The organism is Azospirillum agricola (genome assembly GCF_020005195.1).
Classification (GTDB): domain Bacteria; phylum Pseudomonadota; class Alphaproteobacteria; order Azospirillales; family Azospirillaceae; genus Azospirillum; species Azospirillum agricola.
Genome location: NZ_JAIFZR010000005.1, coordinates 15,968 through 30,257, shown reverse-complemented (window position 1 = coordinate 30,257; position 14,290 = coordinate 15,968). Strand labels below are relative to the sequence as shown.

Sequence of the window (14,290 nt, the reverse complement as noted above, 5' to 3'; positions counted from 1 at the left end):
AAGGGCGGAAGGGCTTACTCCCCCTCGACCCAGGCGATGCGCAGGATGTTGGTGTTTCCGGGGGTGCCGAAAGGCACGCCGGCGGTGATGACCAGCCGCTGCCCCTCGATGGCCAGCCCGTCCTTGTGGGCGGCCCGCGTCGCCTTCTGCACCATCTCCGAGAAGTTGGCGACGTCGGAGGTGTGGACGGAATGGACGCCGAACACCAGTTGCAGGCGGCGCGCCGTCTCCAGCTGCGAGGTCAGGCAGAGGATGGGCTGTTCCGGCCGCTCGCGGGCGGCGCGCAGCGTCGTCGAGCCCGAGGTGGTGTAGGTGACGATGGCCGCCGCCTGGATGGTGTGGGCGACCTGCCGGGCGGCGGCGGTGATGGCGTCGGCGGCGGTCTGCTGCGGGTCGGGGTGCTGGGCGTCCATGATGGTGCGGTAGAGCGGGTCGTGCTCCACCCGCCGCGCGATGCGGTCCATCATCGACACCGCCTCGATCGGGTAGTCGCCCGACGCCGTCTCCGCCGACAGCATCACCGCGTCGGCCCCGTCATAGACGGCGGTCGCCACGTCCGACGCCTCGGCGCGGGTCGGGGCGGGGGCGCCGACCATCGACTCCAGCATCTGCGTGGCGACGATCACCGGCTTGCCGGCGCGGCGCGACTCGCGGACGATGCGCTTCTGCAGGGTGGGGACGTCCTCGGCCGGCAGCTCGACTCCGAGGTCGCCGCGCGCCACCATGATGCCGTCCGACAGCTCGATGATCTCGTCGAGATGGGCGATGGCCTGGGGCTTCTCCAGCTTCGACATCAGGGCGGCGCGGCCGGCGACCAGCTTGCGCGCCTCGGCGACGTCCTCCGGCCGCTGCACGAAGCTGAGCGCAACCCAGTCGACGCCGATGTCCAGCGCGAAGACCAGATCCTCGCGGTCCTTCTTGGTCAGCGGCGACAGCGGCAGCACGACGCCGGGGACGTTGACGCCCTTGCGGTCGGACAGCCGGGTGCCGGAGACGACGGTCGTCTCGGCGTGGTCGGGGCCGCAGGACTCGACGCGCAGCCGCACGCGGCCGTCATCCAGCAGCAGGTCGGTGCCGGGGGTGAGCGCCGCGAAGATCTCCGGGTGGAACATGCCGACGCGGCTGGCGTCGCCGGGCTCCCTCGACAGGTCCAGGCGGAAGCGCTGGCCGGGCGTCAGCGCGATCGGGCCGTTGGCGAAGGTGGCGACGCGCAGCTTGGGCCCCTGGAGGTCGGCCATGACGGCGATGGGGCGGCCGGTGCGCGCCTCCATCTCGCGCAGCACCTTCAGGCGCGCGCCGTGGTCCTCGTGGGTGCCGTGGCTGAAATTCAGGCGGAAGACGTCGACGCCGGCCTCGAACAGCCGGGCGATGACCTCCGGGGTGGTGGTCGACGGCCCCAGCGTGGCGACGATCTTGGTGAGTCGGGAGCGGCGGATCGGGCCGGAGGGCAGGGTGGGGTCGGAGGAACCGGTCGGCGCCGCTCCGGTCGTTGTCATGCCAGTCGTTGTCATGAATGCAAGCCTTCACAGGTTGAGTGGGCGTTGATGGGCAGAGACTGGTGCGCCGTGGCTGTCCGTTGATCCGAACAATCCGTTGCCGTGGTTGTTGCCCAACATCAGCACGCGATCAAGGGGCTGCTTGGGGATTTGGTGGGCGCGACCGGCCCGGCGAGTCGGGCTTGCGTTCTCCGTCCCGGTCGTTTACGGCTGTCCCTGCGACGGAGAGGCCCGGCTGCCGGTATTCGGTCTTGACAAGTTCCGGGCTTTTTCTATAGTCGCACCCTCTCGTGCCCCCTTCCGGGTACGAACGACGTTTTGCGTCCCGGTGTCAGGGGGATCTGCATCGGGGCGTGTGAATCATCGACGGCCTAGCCGGGCCGCCGACGGGAATCGAGGAGAGCAGGCGTGGCGCGTATTGCTGGCGTCAACATCCCCGCGCAAAAGCGCGTGGAGATCGGGTTGACCTACATCCATGGCATCGGCCCCTTCAAGGCCAAGGAAATCTGCGCGAAGCTGGAGATCCCGGCCGAGCGCCGCGTGAACCAGCTGACGGACGACGAAGTCCTGAAGATTCGCGAGACCATCGACGCCGACTACCGCGTCGAGGGCGACCTGCGTCGCGAAGTCGCGATGAACATCAAGCGTCTGATGGACCTGGGCTGCTACCGCGGCCTGCGTCACCGCAAGGGCCTGCCGGTCCGCGGCCAGCGCACCCACACCAACGCCCGTACCCGCAAGGGTCCGGCGAAGCCGATCGCCGGCAAGAAGAAGTAAGACAGAGGATTACCTTCCATGGCCAAGCCGTCCGCCGCCTCGCAGCGTCTGCGTCGTCGTGAGCGTAAGAACATCACCGCTGGCGTCGCGCATGTGAACGCCTCGTTCAACAACACGATGATCACCATCACCGACGCGCAGGGCAACACGATTGCCTGGTCGTCGTCGGGCACCATGGGCTTCAAGGGTTCGCGCAAGTCGACGCCCTACGCCGCCCAGGTGGCTGCCGAAGACGCCGGCCGCAAGGCTCAGGAACACGGCATGAAGACCCTGGAAGTCGAAGTGAAGGGTCCGGGTTCGGGGCGTGAGTCCGCCCTGCGCGCCCTCCAGTCGATCGGCTTCCAGATCACCTCGATTCGCGACGTCACGCCGATCCCCCACAACGGTGTCCGCCCGCCGAAGAAGCGCCGCGTCTGATACAGCGTTCCTAAGTCTCCGCACCCGCGGGGATCGACCGTTCCGGGGCAGGGGGCCGCCGCCATCGCGGCCCTCTCAGCATGGGAACGGCCGGTCCCCGCGGGTTCGTGTTCACCCGATGGCATCTTGAGGTCGATCCGTGCTTCAGAAGAACTGGCAGGAACTGATTAAGCCGAACAAGCTGGAGATCCAGCCCGGCGACGACGCCGACCGCATTGCGACCGTGGTCGCCGAGCCGCTGGAGCGCGGTTTCGGCCTGACGCTCGGCAACGCGCTGCGCCGCATTCTGCTCTCCTCGCTGCAGGGTGCCGCCGTCACGTCGATCCACATCGACGGCGTGCTGCACGAGTTCTCCTCCATCCCCGGCGTCCGCGAGGACGTGACCGACATCGTCCTGAACATCAAGACGATGGGCCTGCGCATGGGCGGCGACGGGCCGAAGCGCATGCGCCTGCGCGCCGAGGGGCCGGGCGAGGTCAAGGCCGGCATGATCGAGACCGGCGCCGACATCCAGATCATGGATCCGGAACTGGTCATCTGCACGCTGGACAACGGCGCGCGGCTGAACATGGAACTGACGGTCGAAACCGGCAAGGGCTACGTCCCGGCCAGCCAGAACCGCCCCGAGGACGCTCCCATCGGCCTGATCCCGGTCGACGCGCTGTTCTCGCCGGTCCGCAAGGTGTCCTACAAGGTCGACAACGCCCGCGTCGGGCAGGTCACCGACTATGACCGCCTGACCATGGTCGTCGAGTCGAACGGCTCGGTGAAGCCGGACGACGCGGTGGCGCTCGCCGCCCGCATCCTCCAGGACCAGCTCCAGCTCTTCATCAACTTCGAGGAGCCGACGCACGCCGTCTCCGAGGAGAAGCACGAGGAGGTTCCGTTCAACAAGAACCTGCTCCGCAAGGTGGACGAGCTGGAACTGTCGGTGCGTTCGGCCAACTGCCTCAAGAACGACAACATCGTCTACATCGGCGATCTGGTGCAGAAGACCGAGGCGGAAATGCTCCGCACCCCGAACTTCGGCCGCAAGTCGCTGAACGAGATCAAGGAAGTGCTGTCCCAGATGGGGCTGCACCTCGGCATGGAAATCCCGAACTGGCCGCCCGAGAACATCGAGGAACTGGCCAAGCGTCTGGAAGAGCCGTACTGAGTCTCGTTTTCTGCTTCACCCCTTCCCGGCCCGTCCGGGCAGGGGTGGTTTCCCAGGGCCATCCGGCCCGCCCCCGCAGCCGTACCAGCGCTAGGTCTGGGCGGCGGGGTTCACGATCGGCTCCCCGAGGGGGGCCATGCCATGAAGGAGGACCGCCATGCGTCACGGCGTTTCTGGACGTAAGCTCAGCAAGACCTCGAGCCACCGCAAGGCCATGTTCTCGAACATGGCGAACGCGGTGATCAAGCACGAGCAGATCACCACCACCCTGCCGAAGGCCAAGGAGCTGCGTCCGATCGTGGACAAGCTCATCACCCTCGGCAAGAAGGGTGGCCTGGCCAACCGCCGTCTCGCCTACGCGCAGCTGCGCGACAACGAGATGGTCACCAAGCTGTTCACCGTCCTGGCCGACCGCTACAAGGACCGCCAGGGTGGCTACAGCCGCGTCCTCAAGGCCGGCTTCCGCTACGGCGACGCCGCCGACATGGCGGTGATCGAGCTGGTCGAGCGCGACGTCACCGCCAAGGGCCAGAACTCGGGTCCGACGCAGGACGCCGCCGCCGAGGGCGACGAGGCCGAAGGCCAGGAGTAAATGGGTTGCGCCTTGCAAAAGGCACGGCCCGGTCGTTGTTCCGCATGGAGCGGCGACCGATATAGGTGATCGTCCGACCCTTCCTTCGGGTTTGCCCCCGGAGGAAGGGTTTTCTCATATGTGGCAGACGGAATGTTGCGTTCTCTTTACAACCGGATCCAGCGCCTGTCGGCGCGCGACGACGCGGTGTGGTGGATGTCGGCCGTGTCCTTCGCGGAAAGCTCCTTCTTTCCGCTGCCGCCGGACGTCATGCTGGTGCCGATGTGCCTGGCGAAGCCGAAGAAGCTGTGGTTCTACACCAACGTCTGCGCGCTCGCCTCGCTGCTCGGCGGCGTTCTCGGCTACGCGCTGGGCTTCTATCTGTTCGAGAGCGTCGGCCGGCTGATCATCGACTTCTACAACGCGCAGGAGTCGTTCCACCGCTTCCAGGACATGTTCGCCGAGTTCGGCCCCTGGTTCCTGATCCTCAAGGGCGTCACCCCGATCCCCTACAAGCTGCTGACGATCACAGCCGGCTTCGCGCATCTCGACCTGACGGTCTTCATCCTCTGTTCGATCGTCGCGCGCTTCTCGCGATTCTACATGATCGCGATCCTGCTGCATTTCTACGGCCCGCAGGTGCAGGAGATCATCGAGAAGCGCCTGATGCTGGTGACGACCGTGCTGCTGGTCGTCGTGGTCGGCGGGCTGCTCAGCTTCAAGTTCGTCTGAGGGGCTGGCCGTCGGAGGAGGCGGATGCCACGCTCAGCGCGGCATCCCCTGGTCCTGCCGGCCGCGCTCCTGGGGCGGCAGGGCGTCGCGCTCGCTGCGGTCGCGGCGCACGATGACGACGATGGCGGCGGCGATGGCCAAGCCGCCCAGCGCCGGGAAGACCATCTCGCCGAAGCCGACGTCGGGACGCGCCACGGTGCGGGCGACCAGCATCAGCAGACCGACGACCAGCAGTCCGGCGAACAGCAGCCGGGGCGTGCGGCGGGAGCCTTTGGGCCCGGTGTTCGATGTCATTTGGATCATTTCCTTCTCACACGAGTTCCCGGCATAGTGGGGACCGAACCGGGGATGGTCCAGTGGGTGTGGCAATCCGCCATGCCGGGCGGCCTCTTCGTAACAAGAACAATAGGAGCTGTCGCCTCAATGTTCCGCTCGAACCGCATCTTCGCCCCGCTGGCCGTCCTCGCGCTGATCGCCCTGTCGGCCTGCGCCGACCGTCCGCAGCCGCGCGCCGCGTCGACGGCGGCGCCCGTCCAGCAGACCCAGACGCTGCCGCGCAGCACCCCGGCGCCGGACGACCAGTCACTGCGCCTGGACGGCGACGCCAGCGACGGCGGCTCCTGCCGCCAGCAGTGCGAGCGCAGCCACAATGTCTGCATGGATTCGGTGGCGGCCCGCACCCAGAGCGGCCTGGAGCGCCCGGACGCCGGCACCCCCTTCACCCCGTCGGACAATTGCGGCTATCAGCTCCGCCAGTGCTTCCAGCGCTGCAACGCCGCGCGCTGAACCCGGCGTCGATCCAAAAAAAAGCCCGCCTTGCGGCGGGCTTGAAGGCGACATCAGCGAGAATGACTCCTTGGCGTCCATCCTGATATGGGACACGGAATGGCGCTTGCCATTCCGAAGTTCGGAGTACCGCTGACGGCCTAGCCGTCTCCCACGCAACCCTTCGCGTTCCGCCGCGTTGCCTTTCCGGTCTCACGGGTCGGAGGACGAGGGATGGACGGGACGGCCCGCGCGGGGCGAGGGGAGTTGGCGGTCTTCACCTGGAAGGTCCTGATCGTCGCCGGGATCGCCGCCCTGGCCCTGTTCCTCTGGCGGATCTCCGACGCGCTGCTGCTGATCTTCACCGGCGTGCTGTTCGCCATCCTGCTCCAACGTCTGGCCGGGCTGGTGACGCGCTTCACCGGCCTGTCGCAAGGCTGGGGGCTGGCCCTCGTGCTGGTGCTGCTGGTGGTGCTGATCGGCGGCGGCGTCTGGCTGCTCGGCCAGTCGGTCGCGGCGCAGATCGACCAGCTTCGCGACCAGATCACCAACGCCGTGAAGCAGTTGCCGGCGCCCGTCCACGACCAGATCGCCGAGCAGGGCAAGCAATGGCCGTGGATGAGCCGTTTGCAGAGCCTCGCCACCAGCCTCGCCTATGTCGTCGGCGACGCCATCGTCGTGCTGTTCGCGGCGATCTACCTGGCGGCCTCGCCGGGGGTCTACCGGCGGGGCGTGGTCCTGCTGGTGCCGCCGCGCGGCCACGACCGCGCCCGCGAGGTGCTGGACGTCACCGGCGACGCGCTGTGGAAATGGCTGATCGGGCAGTTGGCGGCGATGGCCTCGGTCGGCGCCATGACGACGCTCGGCCTGTGGCTGCTCGGCATCCCGGCGGCGCCGGCGCTCGGCATGGTGGCCGGGTTGCTGGAGTTCGTGCCGCTGGTCGGCCCCTTCCTGGCGGCGGTGCCGGCGATCCTGATCGCCTTCGCCCAGTCGCCGAACGACGCGCTGTGGGTCGCCGGCCTCTATCTGGTGATCCAGCAGGTGGAAGGGAACCTGATCACGCCGCTGCTTCAGAAGAGCGTGGTCGATCTGCCGCCGGTCGTCACCATCGGCGCCATCGCCGCCGGCGGCGTGCTGTTCGGGCTGATGGGCATGTTCCTGGCGACGCCGCTGGCCGTCGTCGCGCTGGTTCTGGTCAACATGCTCTACATCGAGGACAAGCTGGGCGAGGAGCGGCACTTCCCCGACCCGGACAAGAGCTGACGCGACCCGCTCAGGCGGCCTCGGTCCGTGGGGCCTCCACCCCCGGCCTGGCGGCGGAGCGCAGCGGCAGCTCCTTCAGGAACAGCGTCAGCGCGAAGGACACCACCGCCAGCGCGGCGGCCAGCAGGAACAGTGCAGAGAAGCCCTGCTCCAGCGTCGCCACCACCCCGGCCCGTGCCGCCTCCGGCAGGCCGTTCAAGGCGGCGGCGCCATGCTCCAGCACCGCGCGCCCGGACAGGCCGGCGCCCTCCAGCCGGTCCGACACGGCGGCGTGGAAGACCGCGCCGAACACCGCGACGCCGACCGACCCGCCGAGCGAGCGGAAGAAGCCGACCGAGGCGGTCGCCGCCCCCAGGTCGCGCTGGGCCACCGCGTTCTGCACGGCGACGGTCATCACCGGCATGACCAGCCCCAGACCCATGCCGAGCGGCACCAGGGTCAGGATCGACCACAGCCCGTCGGCGGCGATTCCCGGCATCAGCGCCAGCAGCAGGTACATCGCCCCGGCCAGCGGCAGCCCGACGAGCGGAAACACCTTGTAGCGCCCGGTCCTGGCGATCAGCCGCCCGCCGCCGACGGCGCCCAGCGTCATCCCCAGCACCAGCGGCAGCAGAAGCAGGCCGGACGCGGTGGCGCTGGCGCCACGCACCAGTTGCAGGTGCAGCGGCAGGAAAACGATGCCGGCGAACAGCACCATCGCCGACACGGCGACCACCGGGTTGGCGACGGCGACCACCGGCAGGCGGAACAGATGCAGGGGCAGGATCGGCTCCTCGGTCCGCCGCTCGTGCCACAGGAAGACGGCCAGCAGCACGCCGCCCAGCGCAGCCAGACCCAGGCACAGCGGCGAGGTCCAGCCCATGCCGGGGCTGCCGCCGCGCGTCGCCACCACCAGGAGGCTGGTCACCGCCCCGGCCAGCAGCGCCGCCCCGGCGATGTCGATGGTCGGCCTGGTGCGTCCGGCCGGCAGGCGATCCAGCGCCCGGTGGGTCATCGCCAGCGCCGCCGCCCCCAGCGGCAGGTTGATCAGGAAGATCCAGTGCCAGCCGATGGTTTCGGTGAAGACGCCGCCGATCAGCGGCCCGGCGACGCTGGCCAGCGCGAAGACTCCGCCGATCAGCCCCTGGTAGCGTCCGCGCTCGCGCGGGGCGACGACGTCGCCGATGATGGTGAAGGCCAGCGACATCAGCCCGCCGCCGCCAAGCCCCTGGAGCCCGCGGAAGATGATCATCTGGGTCATGCTCTGCGCCGCCGCGCACAGCACGGACCCGGCCAGGAACAGCAGGATGGCGGTTTGCAGCACCCGCTTGCGGCCGTAGAGGTCCGACAGCTTGCCGTAGATCGGCGTCGTGGCGGTGGAGGCCAGCAGATAGGCGGTGACCACCCAGGGCAGCAGGTCGAGCCCGCCGAACTGGCCGGCCATGGTCGGCAGGGCGGTGGCGACGATGGTCTGGTCCATCGCCGCCATCAGCATGGCGAGCGCCACCCCGCTGAAGATGCGCAGGATTTCCCGGTGGGTGAAGGCGGGCGGGGCGGTGTCGGGCATGGCGTCGGCGTTTCGGTCTTGCGGTTCCGGAAGCGGCCCCACCATAGACGCGGGGCGTTTCCAGGCAAGCGCGAAACGCCCCGTGCCGTCTTCATCCAGCCATGGCTCAGAGCAGCCCGAAACCCTCCAGATCGCGGCGCAGGGCCTCGGCGCCGGCGAAATGATGCGCCGTCATGCCGACCGCGCGGGCGGTTTCGACATTCGCCGCGCTGTCGTCGATGAAGAAGCACTCCTTCGCATCGAGTCCGTAACGGTCCAGCAGCAGCCGGAAGATCGCCGGATCCGGTTTGACGAGGCGTTCCGTGCCCGAAACGACGATCCCGTCGAAGCCGTTGAGGAAGTCGAAGCGCCGGCAGGCCAGCGCGAACTTGTCGGCCGAGAAGTTGGTGATGGCGTAGACCGGCACGCCGCGCTCCTTCAGCGCCGCCAGGATCTCCGGGGTGCCGGGGATCGGGCCGGGGACCATGCGTTCCCACTGCTCGTCGTAGGCGCGGATCAGCTCGGCGCAGTCGGGACGCTCGGCGGTCAGCAGGGCGACCGCGTCGGCCCAGGGGCGGCCACGGTCCTGCTCCAGGTTCCAGGCCGGGGTGCAGACGGTGTCGAGGAAATCCTCCATCAGATCCTCGTACCCGTCGAACAGCTCGCGGTAGAGGTGGCGGGGATCCCATTCGATCAGCACCTGCCCGATGTCGAAGACGACGATCGAGGGGGTGGAGGGGGTGGTTTCGGTCATGGAACGGTCAGCCTCAGCTCTTGGCGCGCGCGGCGGCGACCAGGCGCTTCATGTCGTCGAGCTTGATGGCGCCGGGCACCAGCTCGTCGCCGAAGACGAAGCCCGGCGTGCCGCGGATGCCGAGCTGCTCGGCCAGGGCCTGGTTGGCGGCGATGACCGACAGGACCTCGCGGCTCTCCATGTCCTTCTTCAGCCGGTCGGTGTCGAGCCCGACCGACTTGGCGAGGCGCAGGACGACGTCCTCGTCGAGCTGGCCGCGCTGGGCCATCAGGGCGTTGTGGAATTCCAGGTACTTGCCCTGCGCGCGCGCCGCCAGCGCCGCCTTCGAGGCGATCACCGACGCCGGCCCGAGGATCGGCAGCTCCTTGAAGACGAAGCGCAGCTTGGGGTCGTCCTTGATCAGGCGCTCGGTGTCGGCCTGCACCGCCTTGCAGTAGCCGCACTGGTAGTCGAAGAACTCGACCACCGTCACGTCGCCCTGCGGGTTGCCGGCGACCGGATCGGCGGGGTTGCGCGTCAGCGCCTTCTGGTTGTCGGCCAGCGCCTTCTTGGCGCGCTCGGCCTCGGCCACCTTCTCGCGCTGCTGGAGCGCCTCGACGGCCTGGAGGATGATCTCCGGATTCTTCATCAGATAGTCGCGCACCACGGTCTCGATGGCGGTGCGCTGGGCGTCGTCCATGGCCGCCGGCTGCGATTGCGCCATCGCCGCGGGCGAGAAGACCATCGCCATGACGGGCAGGGCGAGCAGGGCGGAACGGAACAGCGGCATGGTGAAGGGTCTCCGGAGAACGGGAAGGCGGTCACACTGGACCGACAATCGGGGCGGGACAAGCCCCTATCGGAAGCGGCGCGGCGGGTGACGGGACCGGGGCGTCAGTTCGGCTTGTCCCGGCCGCCGGTCTGCCCGCGGATGTCCTGGGCGCGCAGCCAGCCGGGCGAGCCGGCGGGCAGCAGCTTTTCCGCACGCTCCGCGTTGGCCTTGGCCATCGGCAGGTCGCCGCGCGCCAGCGCCTCCTCCGCCGTCGCGTAGGCCAGCATGCCGGGGTTGTTCTTCATGCTCCAGGCCTGCGCGGTCAGCCGCCACAGGAAGGCCGACTGCGCCTGGGACTTGGAGGCGATCTGCAAATTCTTCAGCGCCTCGTCGGCCAGCCGGGGATCGTGCTGCTCCAGCAGGGAGTGGGCAAGGGAGACGCGGATCGTCCCGGCCTCCACCCCCGCCAGCTCGATCGCCCTGCGGTAGGGCGCCACCGCTTCCGGCGCGCGGCCGGTCTGCAACATCAGGTCGCCCTTCATCTCGTGCAGGTAGGGGTTGCGCGGATCCTCGGCGATCAGCCCATCGACCAGCGGGCCGGCCTGCTTCACGTCGCCCTGGCGGAAATAGGCGTAGGCGCGGCCGTAGCGGGCCACCACCGAGCGGTCGTCGGCCTTGTAGCGCCGCAGCGTTCCGGCCGGGTCGAGATAGCCGTTCAGCTTGGCCTGGATGCGGCGGAAATCCTCGTTCATCGCGGCCGGGGTCGGGGTCCTGGCGTAGCGCGAGCGCTCGACGAAGGCGCGCACCGCCTCGACGCGCTCGCGGGTCAGCGGGTGGGTCAGGCGGTAGCCGGCGTCGCGGTCGTTCAGCAGCGGCTCGCCGACGCCCAGCTTTTCCAGGAAGGTCAGCATGCCGTTCGCCGACATGCCCGACTGCTCCAGGAAGGACAGGCCGGCCTGGTCGGCCGACGCCTCCTGGCTGCGCGAGAAGGACAGCAGGTTGCGTTCGGCCAGATGCTGGCCCAGCATGACGCCGGCGGCCCCGGCCCCGGCGTTGCGCGAGGCGACGCCGCCGACGATGCCCAGCCCCATGCCGATCAGCGAGGACAGGAAGGCGTTCTCCATCGCGTCGGCGCCGCGCACCAGATGGCCGCCGGAGATGTGGCCGGTCTCGTGGGCGATGACGCCCAGCAGCTGGCCGACGTCGTCGATGCTCTGGATCAGGCCGGTGTGCAGGAAGATGTTCTGGCCGCCGGCGACGAAGGCGTTCAGCGAGGGGTCGTTGACCAGCAGGATCGACACCGCGTCGGGGTCGATCCCGGCGGCCTGGAAGATTGGCCGGGCCATCTTGCGGATGATATGTTCCGTCTCGGCGTCGCTGAGAATCTGCATCTCCGACCGGCGCTGCGCCGCCGCCGGCGGCGCTCCCCACACCAGCGACACGACCAACACGGAAACGATGGCGACGACCGAAACCAGCCTGCTGGGCTTGCGCACCGTGACGACCTCCGGCTCTTCTGAACGGACCCCCGCGCGTCCGCGCCGGCAGTCTCGCCAACGAATCTGGCGACGGTGGGGCGCGATTGCCATAGCAGCATCACTGCTGCCGGGCTGCGTCAACACCAAGTTCAAGACCGACGCCCTGATCCAGAGCTTCGCCGCCGCCTCCGAACCGCGCGCGGCCTCCATCGGGCGCGAGGTGCTGGCGCAGGGCGGACGGGCCGGCGACGCCGCCGCCGCCATGGGGCTGGCGCTGGCGGCCAGCCTGCCGTCGCGCGTCGGGCTGACCGGCGGCGGCGTCTGCGTGACCTTCGACGCCGCGAAGAAGGAGGCGCGGACCGTCGATTTCCTGCCGCGTGCCGCCGGCACCGGCGGAGCGGCGATGCCCGGCCTGTTGCGCGGCCTCTACATCGTGCAGGCGTCGCTGGGCGTCCAGCGCTGGGAACAGCTGGTGGCCCCGGCGGAGCAGCTCGCGCAGTTCTCGCCCGGTGTCAGCCGCGCGCTGGTGCAGGATCTGAGCGCGTTCGGCAGCCGATTGCCGGCCGATTCGGAGATGCGCCGCCGCTTCCTTCCCAACGGCGCGGTCCCGGCGGTGGGAACGGCGATCAGCCAGCCGGAGCTGGCCGGCACGCTGTCGGTCATCCGCCGCAACGGCGTCGGCGCCTTCTACGGCGGCCCGCTGGCGGCGACGGTCGCCCAGGGGCTCGGGCTCGACCCGGCGGCCCTGCGCGCCTACCAGCCGCGCGTGGCCGGAACGCGGTCGGTGCCGCTCGGCATCGTGTCGATGCAGTTCGCCGACACCGACCTGCCCGAGTCGGGCGTGGCGCTGATCCAGGCGTGGAACGCCGCGGCCGAGCTGCCGCCGGCCCAGCGCGCCGCCCGCGTCGCGACGGCGCTGGGCGCCACCGGCGGCGGCAGCGCCGTCCCCGGCGCCGGCCTGATGGTGATCGACCAGGACCAGAACGGCGTCGCCTGCGCGCTGACCCAGGGCGCGCCCTTCGGCACCGGGCGGAGCATTCCCGGCACCGGCCTGCTGGGCGCGCAGGGTGTGACGAGCGGCGGCTTCGGCGCGCCGGGTCTGGTGACCAACGCCATCGTCGGCCGCACCCTGTTCGCCGGGGTGGGGGAGGCGGCCGGCAACGACGGCCCGGCGGCCGGCCCGGCGGCCCTGCTGTCGGTCGCCATGCCGGCGGCGCTGGAGTGGCAGACCGCCGAATCCATCCCGGTGTCCGGCCCCGGCCGGGTGAATTTCGTCGCCTGCCAGGTGTCCACCGAGACGGGCCTGCGCGCCTGTCAGCCGGCGACCGACCCGCGCGGCGGCGGTCTGGCGGTGACGGTGGAAACCGAGCGCCCGCGCGAGTGAGGGCTCGACGCCCGTCTCAACACAGCTTCAAAAGACAGAGCATCATGAGCAAACAGCCGAAAGTGTCCAAGCGCGGCGCCATTCCCCCCTTCTTCGTGATGGAGGTGATGCGCGCCGCCGCCGAGCGTGAGGCCGCCGGGCTGGAGGTCCTGCACATGGAGGTCGGCCAGCCCTCCACCGGCGCGCCGCGCCGCGTGGTGGAGGCGGCGGCGACCGCCGTGGTCGGCGCCGATCCGCTGGGCTACACCGGCGCGCTCGGCATCCCGCCGCTGCGCGCGGCCATCGCCAAGTGGTACAAGGACCGTTACGGAGTCGCCGTGCCGGAGGGGCGGGTGGTTGTGACCACCGGATCCTCGGGGGCGTTCCAGCTCGGCTTCCTCGCCGCCTTCGATCCGGGCGACCGGGTGGCGATGGCCTCGCCGAGCTACCCCGCCTACCGCCACACCCTGACCGCCATCGGCGTCGAGCCGGTCGAGCTGCCGACCGGGCCGGAGCACCGCTTCCAGCCGACGGTGGAGCTGCTGGAGCGGCTCGACCGCCCGGTGCAGGGGCTGATCGTCGCCAGCCCGGCCAACCCGACCGGCACGATGCTGAGCCGCGAGGAGCTGACCGCGCTGTCCGACTGGTGCAAGGCCAACGGCGTGCGCATGGTGTCGGACGAGATCTACCACGGCCTGACCTACGGCACCGACGCGGTCACCGCCGCCGAGGTGAACGAGCAGGCGCTGGTCGTCAACAGCTTCTCGAAATACTTCTCGATGACCGGCTGGCGGCTCGGCTGGATGGTGGTGCCGGACGACCTGATCCGCTCGGTCGAGTGTCTGGCGCAGAACCTGTTCATCTCGGCGCCGACGCTCAGCCAGGTGTCGGCGGTCGCCGCCTTCGACAGCACCGAGGAGCTGGAGGGCCACATCGCCCGCTACGCCCGCAACCGCGCGCTGCTGCTGGAGGAACTGCCCAAGGCCGGCTTCACCAAGCTGGCTCCGGCCGACGGCGCCTTCTACATCTACGCCGACGTGTCGGAGATGACCGACGACAGCGAGGCCTTCGCCAAGCGCATCCTGGAGGAAACCGGGATCGCCTGCACGCCGGGCATCGACTTCGACCCGGCGCGCGGCCGTCGTTTCCTGCGCTTCAGCTTCGCCGGTTCGGAGGCGACCATCGCCGAGGCGGCGCGGCGGCTGATCGCCTGGAGGAGGTAGGGGATCGACTCCCTCTCCC

The 14,290-nt window shown here is 69.7% G+C and carries 15 protein-coding genes; 9 read left to right on the top strand and 6 right to left on the bottom strand.

Features of this window, described 5'->3' with window-relative positions; genetic code table 11:
• Positions 1-14: 14 nt before the first annotated feature.
• On the bottom strand, positions 15-1,496 hold the full coding sequence (gene pyk, locus JN22_RS14910; RefSeq protein WP_085554735.1) for a pyruvate kinase: 1,482 nt from the start codon (positions 1,494-1,496) through the stop codon (positions 15-17).
• A 408-nt stretch (positions 1,497-1,904) separates the two neighbouring features.
• On the opposite strand from pyk, the gene rpsM reads away from it, so the two are divergent.
• From rpsM to JN22_RS14885, 5 genes are all read left to right on the top strand, one after another.
• The gene (rpsM, locus tag JN22_RS14905; protein ID WP_085554734.1) at positions 1,905-2,273 is read left to right on the top strand and encodes a 30S ribosomal protein S13; all 369 of its coding nucleotides are present in this window, start codon (positions 1,905-1,907) and stop codon (positions 2,271-2,273) included.
• An 18-nt stretch (positions 2,274-2,291) separates the two neighbouring features.
• Positions 2,292-2,690 carry a 30S ribosomal protein S11 gene (gene rpsK, locus JN22_RS14900; RefSeq protein ID WP_012974490.1) on the top strand — a complete coding sequence of 133 codons (399 nt, stop codon included), beginning with the start codon at positions 2,292-2,294 and terminating at the stop codon, positions 2,688-2,690.
• Between the two features lie 139 nt (positions 2,691-2,829).
• The gene (locus JN22_RS14895) at positions 2,830-3,846 is read left to right on the top strand and encodes a DNA-directed RNA polymerase subunit alpha (protein WP_085554733.1); all 1,017 of its coding nucleotides are present in this window, start codon (positions 2,830-2,832) and stop codon (positions 3,844-3,846) included.
• A 157-nt stretch (positions 3,847-4,003) separates the two neighbouring features.
• Complete coding sequence (rplQ, locus tag JN22_RS14890) at positions 4,004-4,438, top strand: 50S ribosomal protein L17 (RefSeq protein ID WP_085554732.1); 435 nt, start codon at positions 4,004-4,006, stop codon at positions 4,436-4,438.
• Between the two features lie 132 nt (positions 4,439-4,570).
• A complete protein-coding gene (locus tag JN22_RS14885; protein WP_085554731.1) occupies positions 4,571-5,149 on the top strand; it encodes a YqaA family protein in 579 nt (192 codons plus the stop codon).
• 33 nt (positions 5,150-5,182) lie between these two features.
• On the opposite strand, the gene JN22_RS14880 is transcribed toward JN22_RS14885, so the two are convergent.
• The gene (locus tag JN22_RS14880; protein WP_143268333.1) at positions 5,183-5,443 is read right to left on the bottom strand and encodes a hypothetical protein; all 261 of its coding nucleotides are present in this window, start codon (positions 5,441-5,443) and stop codon (positions 5,183-5,185) included.
• A 129-nt stretch (positions 5,444-5,572) separates the two neighbouring features.
• On the opposite strand from JN22_RS14880, the gene JN22_RS14875 reads away from it, so the two are divergent.
• Together JN22_RS14875 and JN22_RS14870 are read left to right on the top strand one after the other, a co-directional pair.
• The gene (locus JN22_RS14875; RefSeq protein ID WP_085554729.1) at positions 5,573-5,935 is read left to right on the top strand and encodes a hypothetical protein; all 363 of its coding nucleotides are present in this window, start codon (positions 5,573-5,575) and stop codon (positions 5,933-5,935) included.
• A 213-nt stretch (positions 5,936-6,148) separates the two neighbouring features.
• Complete coding sequence (locus tag JN22_RS14870; RefSeq protein ID WP_085554728.1) at positions 6,149-7,177, top strand: AI-2E family transporter; 1,029 nt, start codon at positions 6,149-6,151, stop codon at positions 7,175-7,177.
• A 10-nt stretch (positions 7,178-7,187) separates the two neighbouring features.
• On the opposite strand, the gene JN22_RS14865 is transcribed toward JN22_RS14870, so the two are convergent.
• The 4 genes from JN22_RS14865 to JN22_RS14850 form a co-directional block, all read right to left on the bottom strand.
• Positions 7,188-8,723, bottom strand: a complete 1,536-nt coding sequence (locus tag JN22_RS14865; protein WP_143268332.1) for an MDR family MFS transporter — start codon at positions 8,721-8,723, stop codon at positions 7,188-7,190.
• Between the two features lie 106 nt (positions 8,724-8,829).
• The gene (locus JN22_RS14860) at positions 8,830-9,456 is read right to left on the bottom strand and encodes an HAD family hydrolase (protein WP_085554726.1); all 627 of its coding nucleotides are present in this window, start codon (positions 9,454-9,456) and stop codon (positions 8,830-8,832) included.
• A 13-nt stretch (positions 9,457-9,469) separates the two neighbouring features.
• Entirely contained in the window at positions 9,470-10,225 is a 756-nt protein-coding gene (locus JN22_RS14855; RefSeq protein WP_085554725.1) for a DsbA family protein, read from the bottom strand.
• Between the two features lie 104 nt (positions 10,226-10,329).
• On the bottom strand, positions 10,330-11,703 hold the full coding sequence (locus tag JN22_RS14850) for a M48 family metalloprotease (protein WP_223677738.1): 1,374 nt from the start codon (positions 11,701-11,703) through the stop codon (positions 10,330-10,332).
• Here JN22_RS14850 and JN22_RS14845 point away from each other — a divergent pair.
• On the top strand, positions 11,666-13,069 hold the full coding sequence (locus JN22_RS14845; protein WP_223677737.1) for a gamma-glutamyltransferase: 1,404 nt from the start codon (positions 11,666-11,668) through the stop codon (positions 13,067-13,069). The genes JN22_RS14850 and JN22_RS14845 overlap by 38 nt on opposite strands.
• Before the next feature lie 44 nt (positions 13,070-13,113).
• On the top strand, positions 13,114-14,271 hold the full coding sequence (locus tag JN22_RS14840; RefSeq protein ID WP_085554724.1) for a pyridoxal phosphate-dependent aminotransferase: 1,158 nt from the start codon (positions 13,114-13,116) through the stop codon (positions 14,269-14,271).
• Positions 14,272-14,290: the final 19 nt, after the last annotated feature.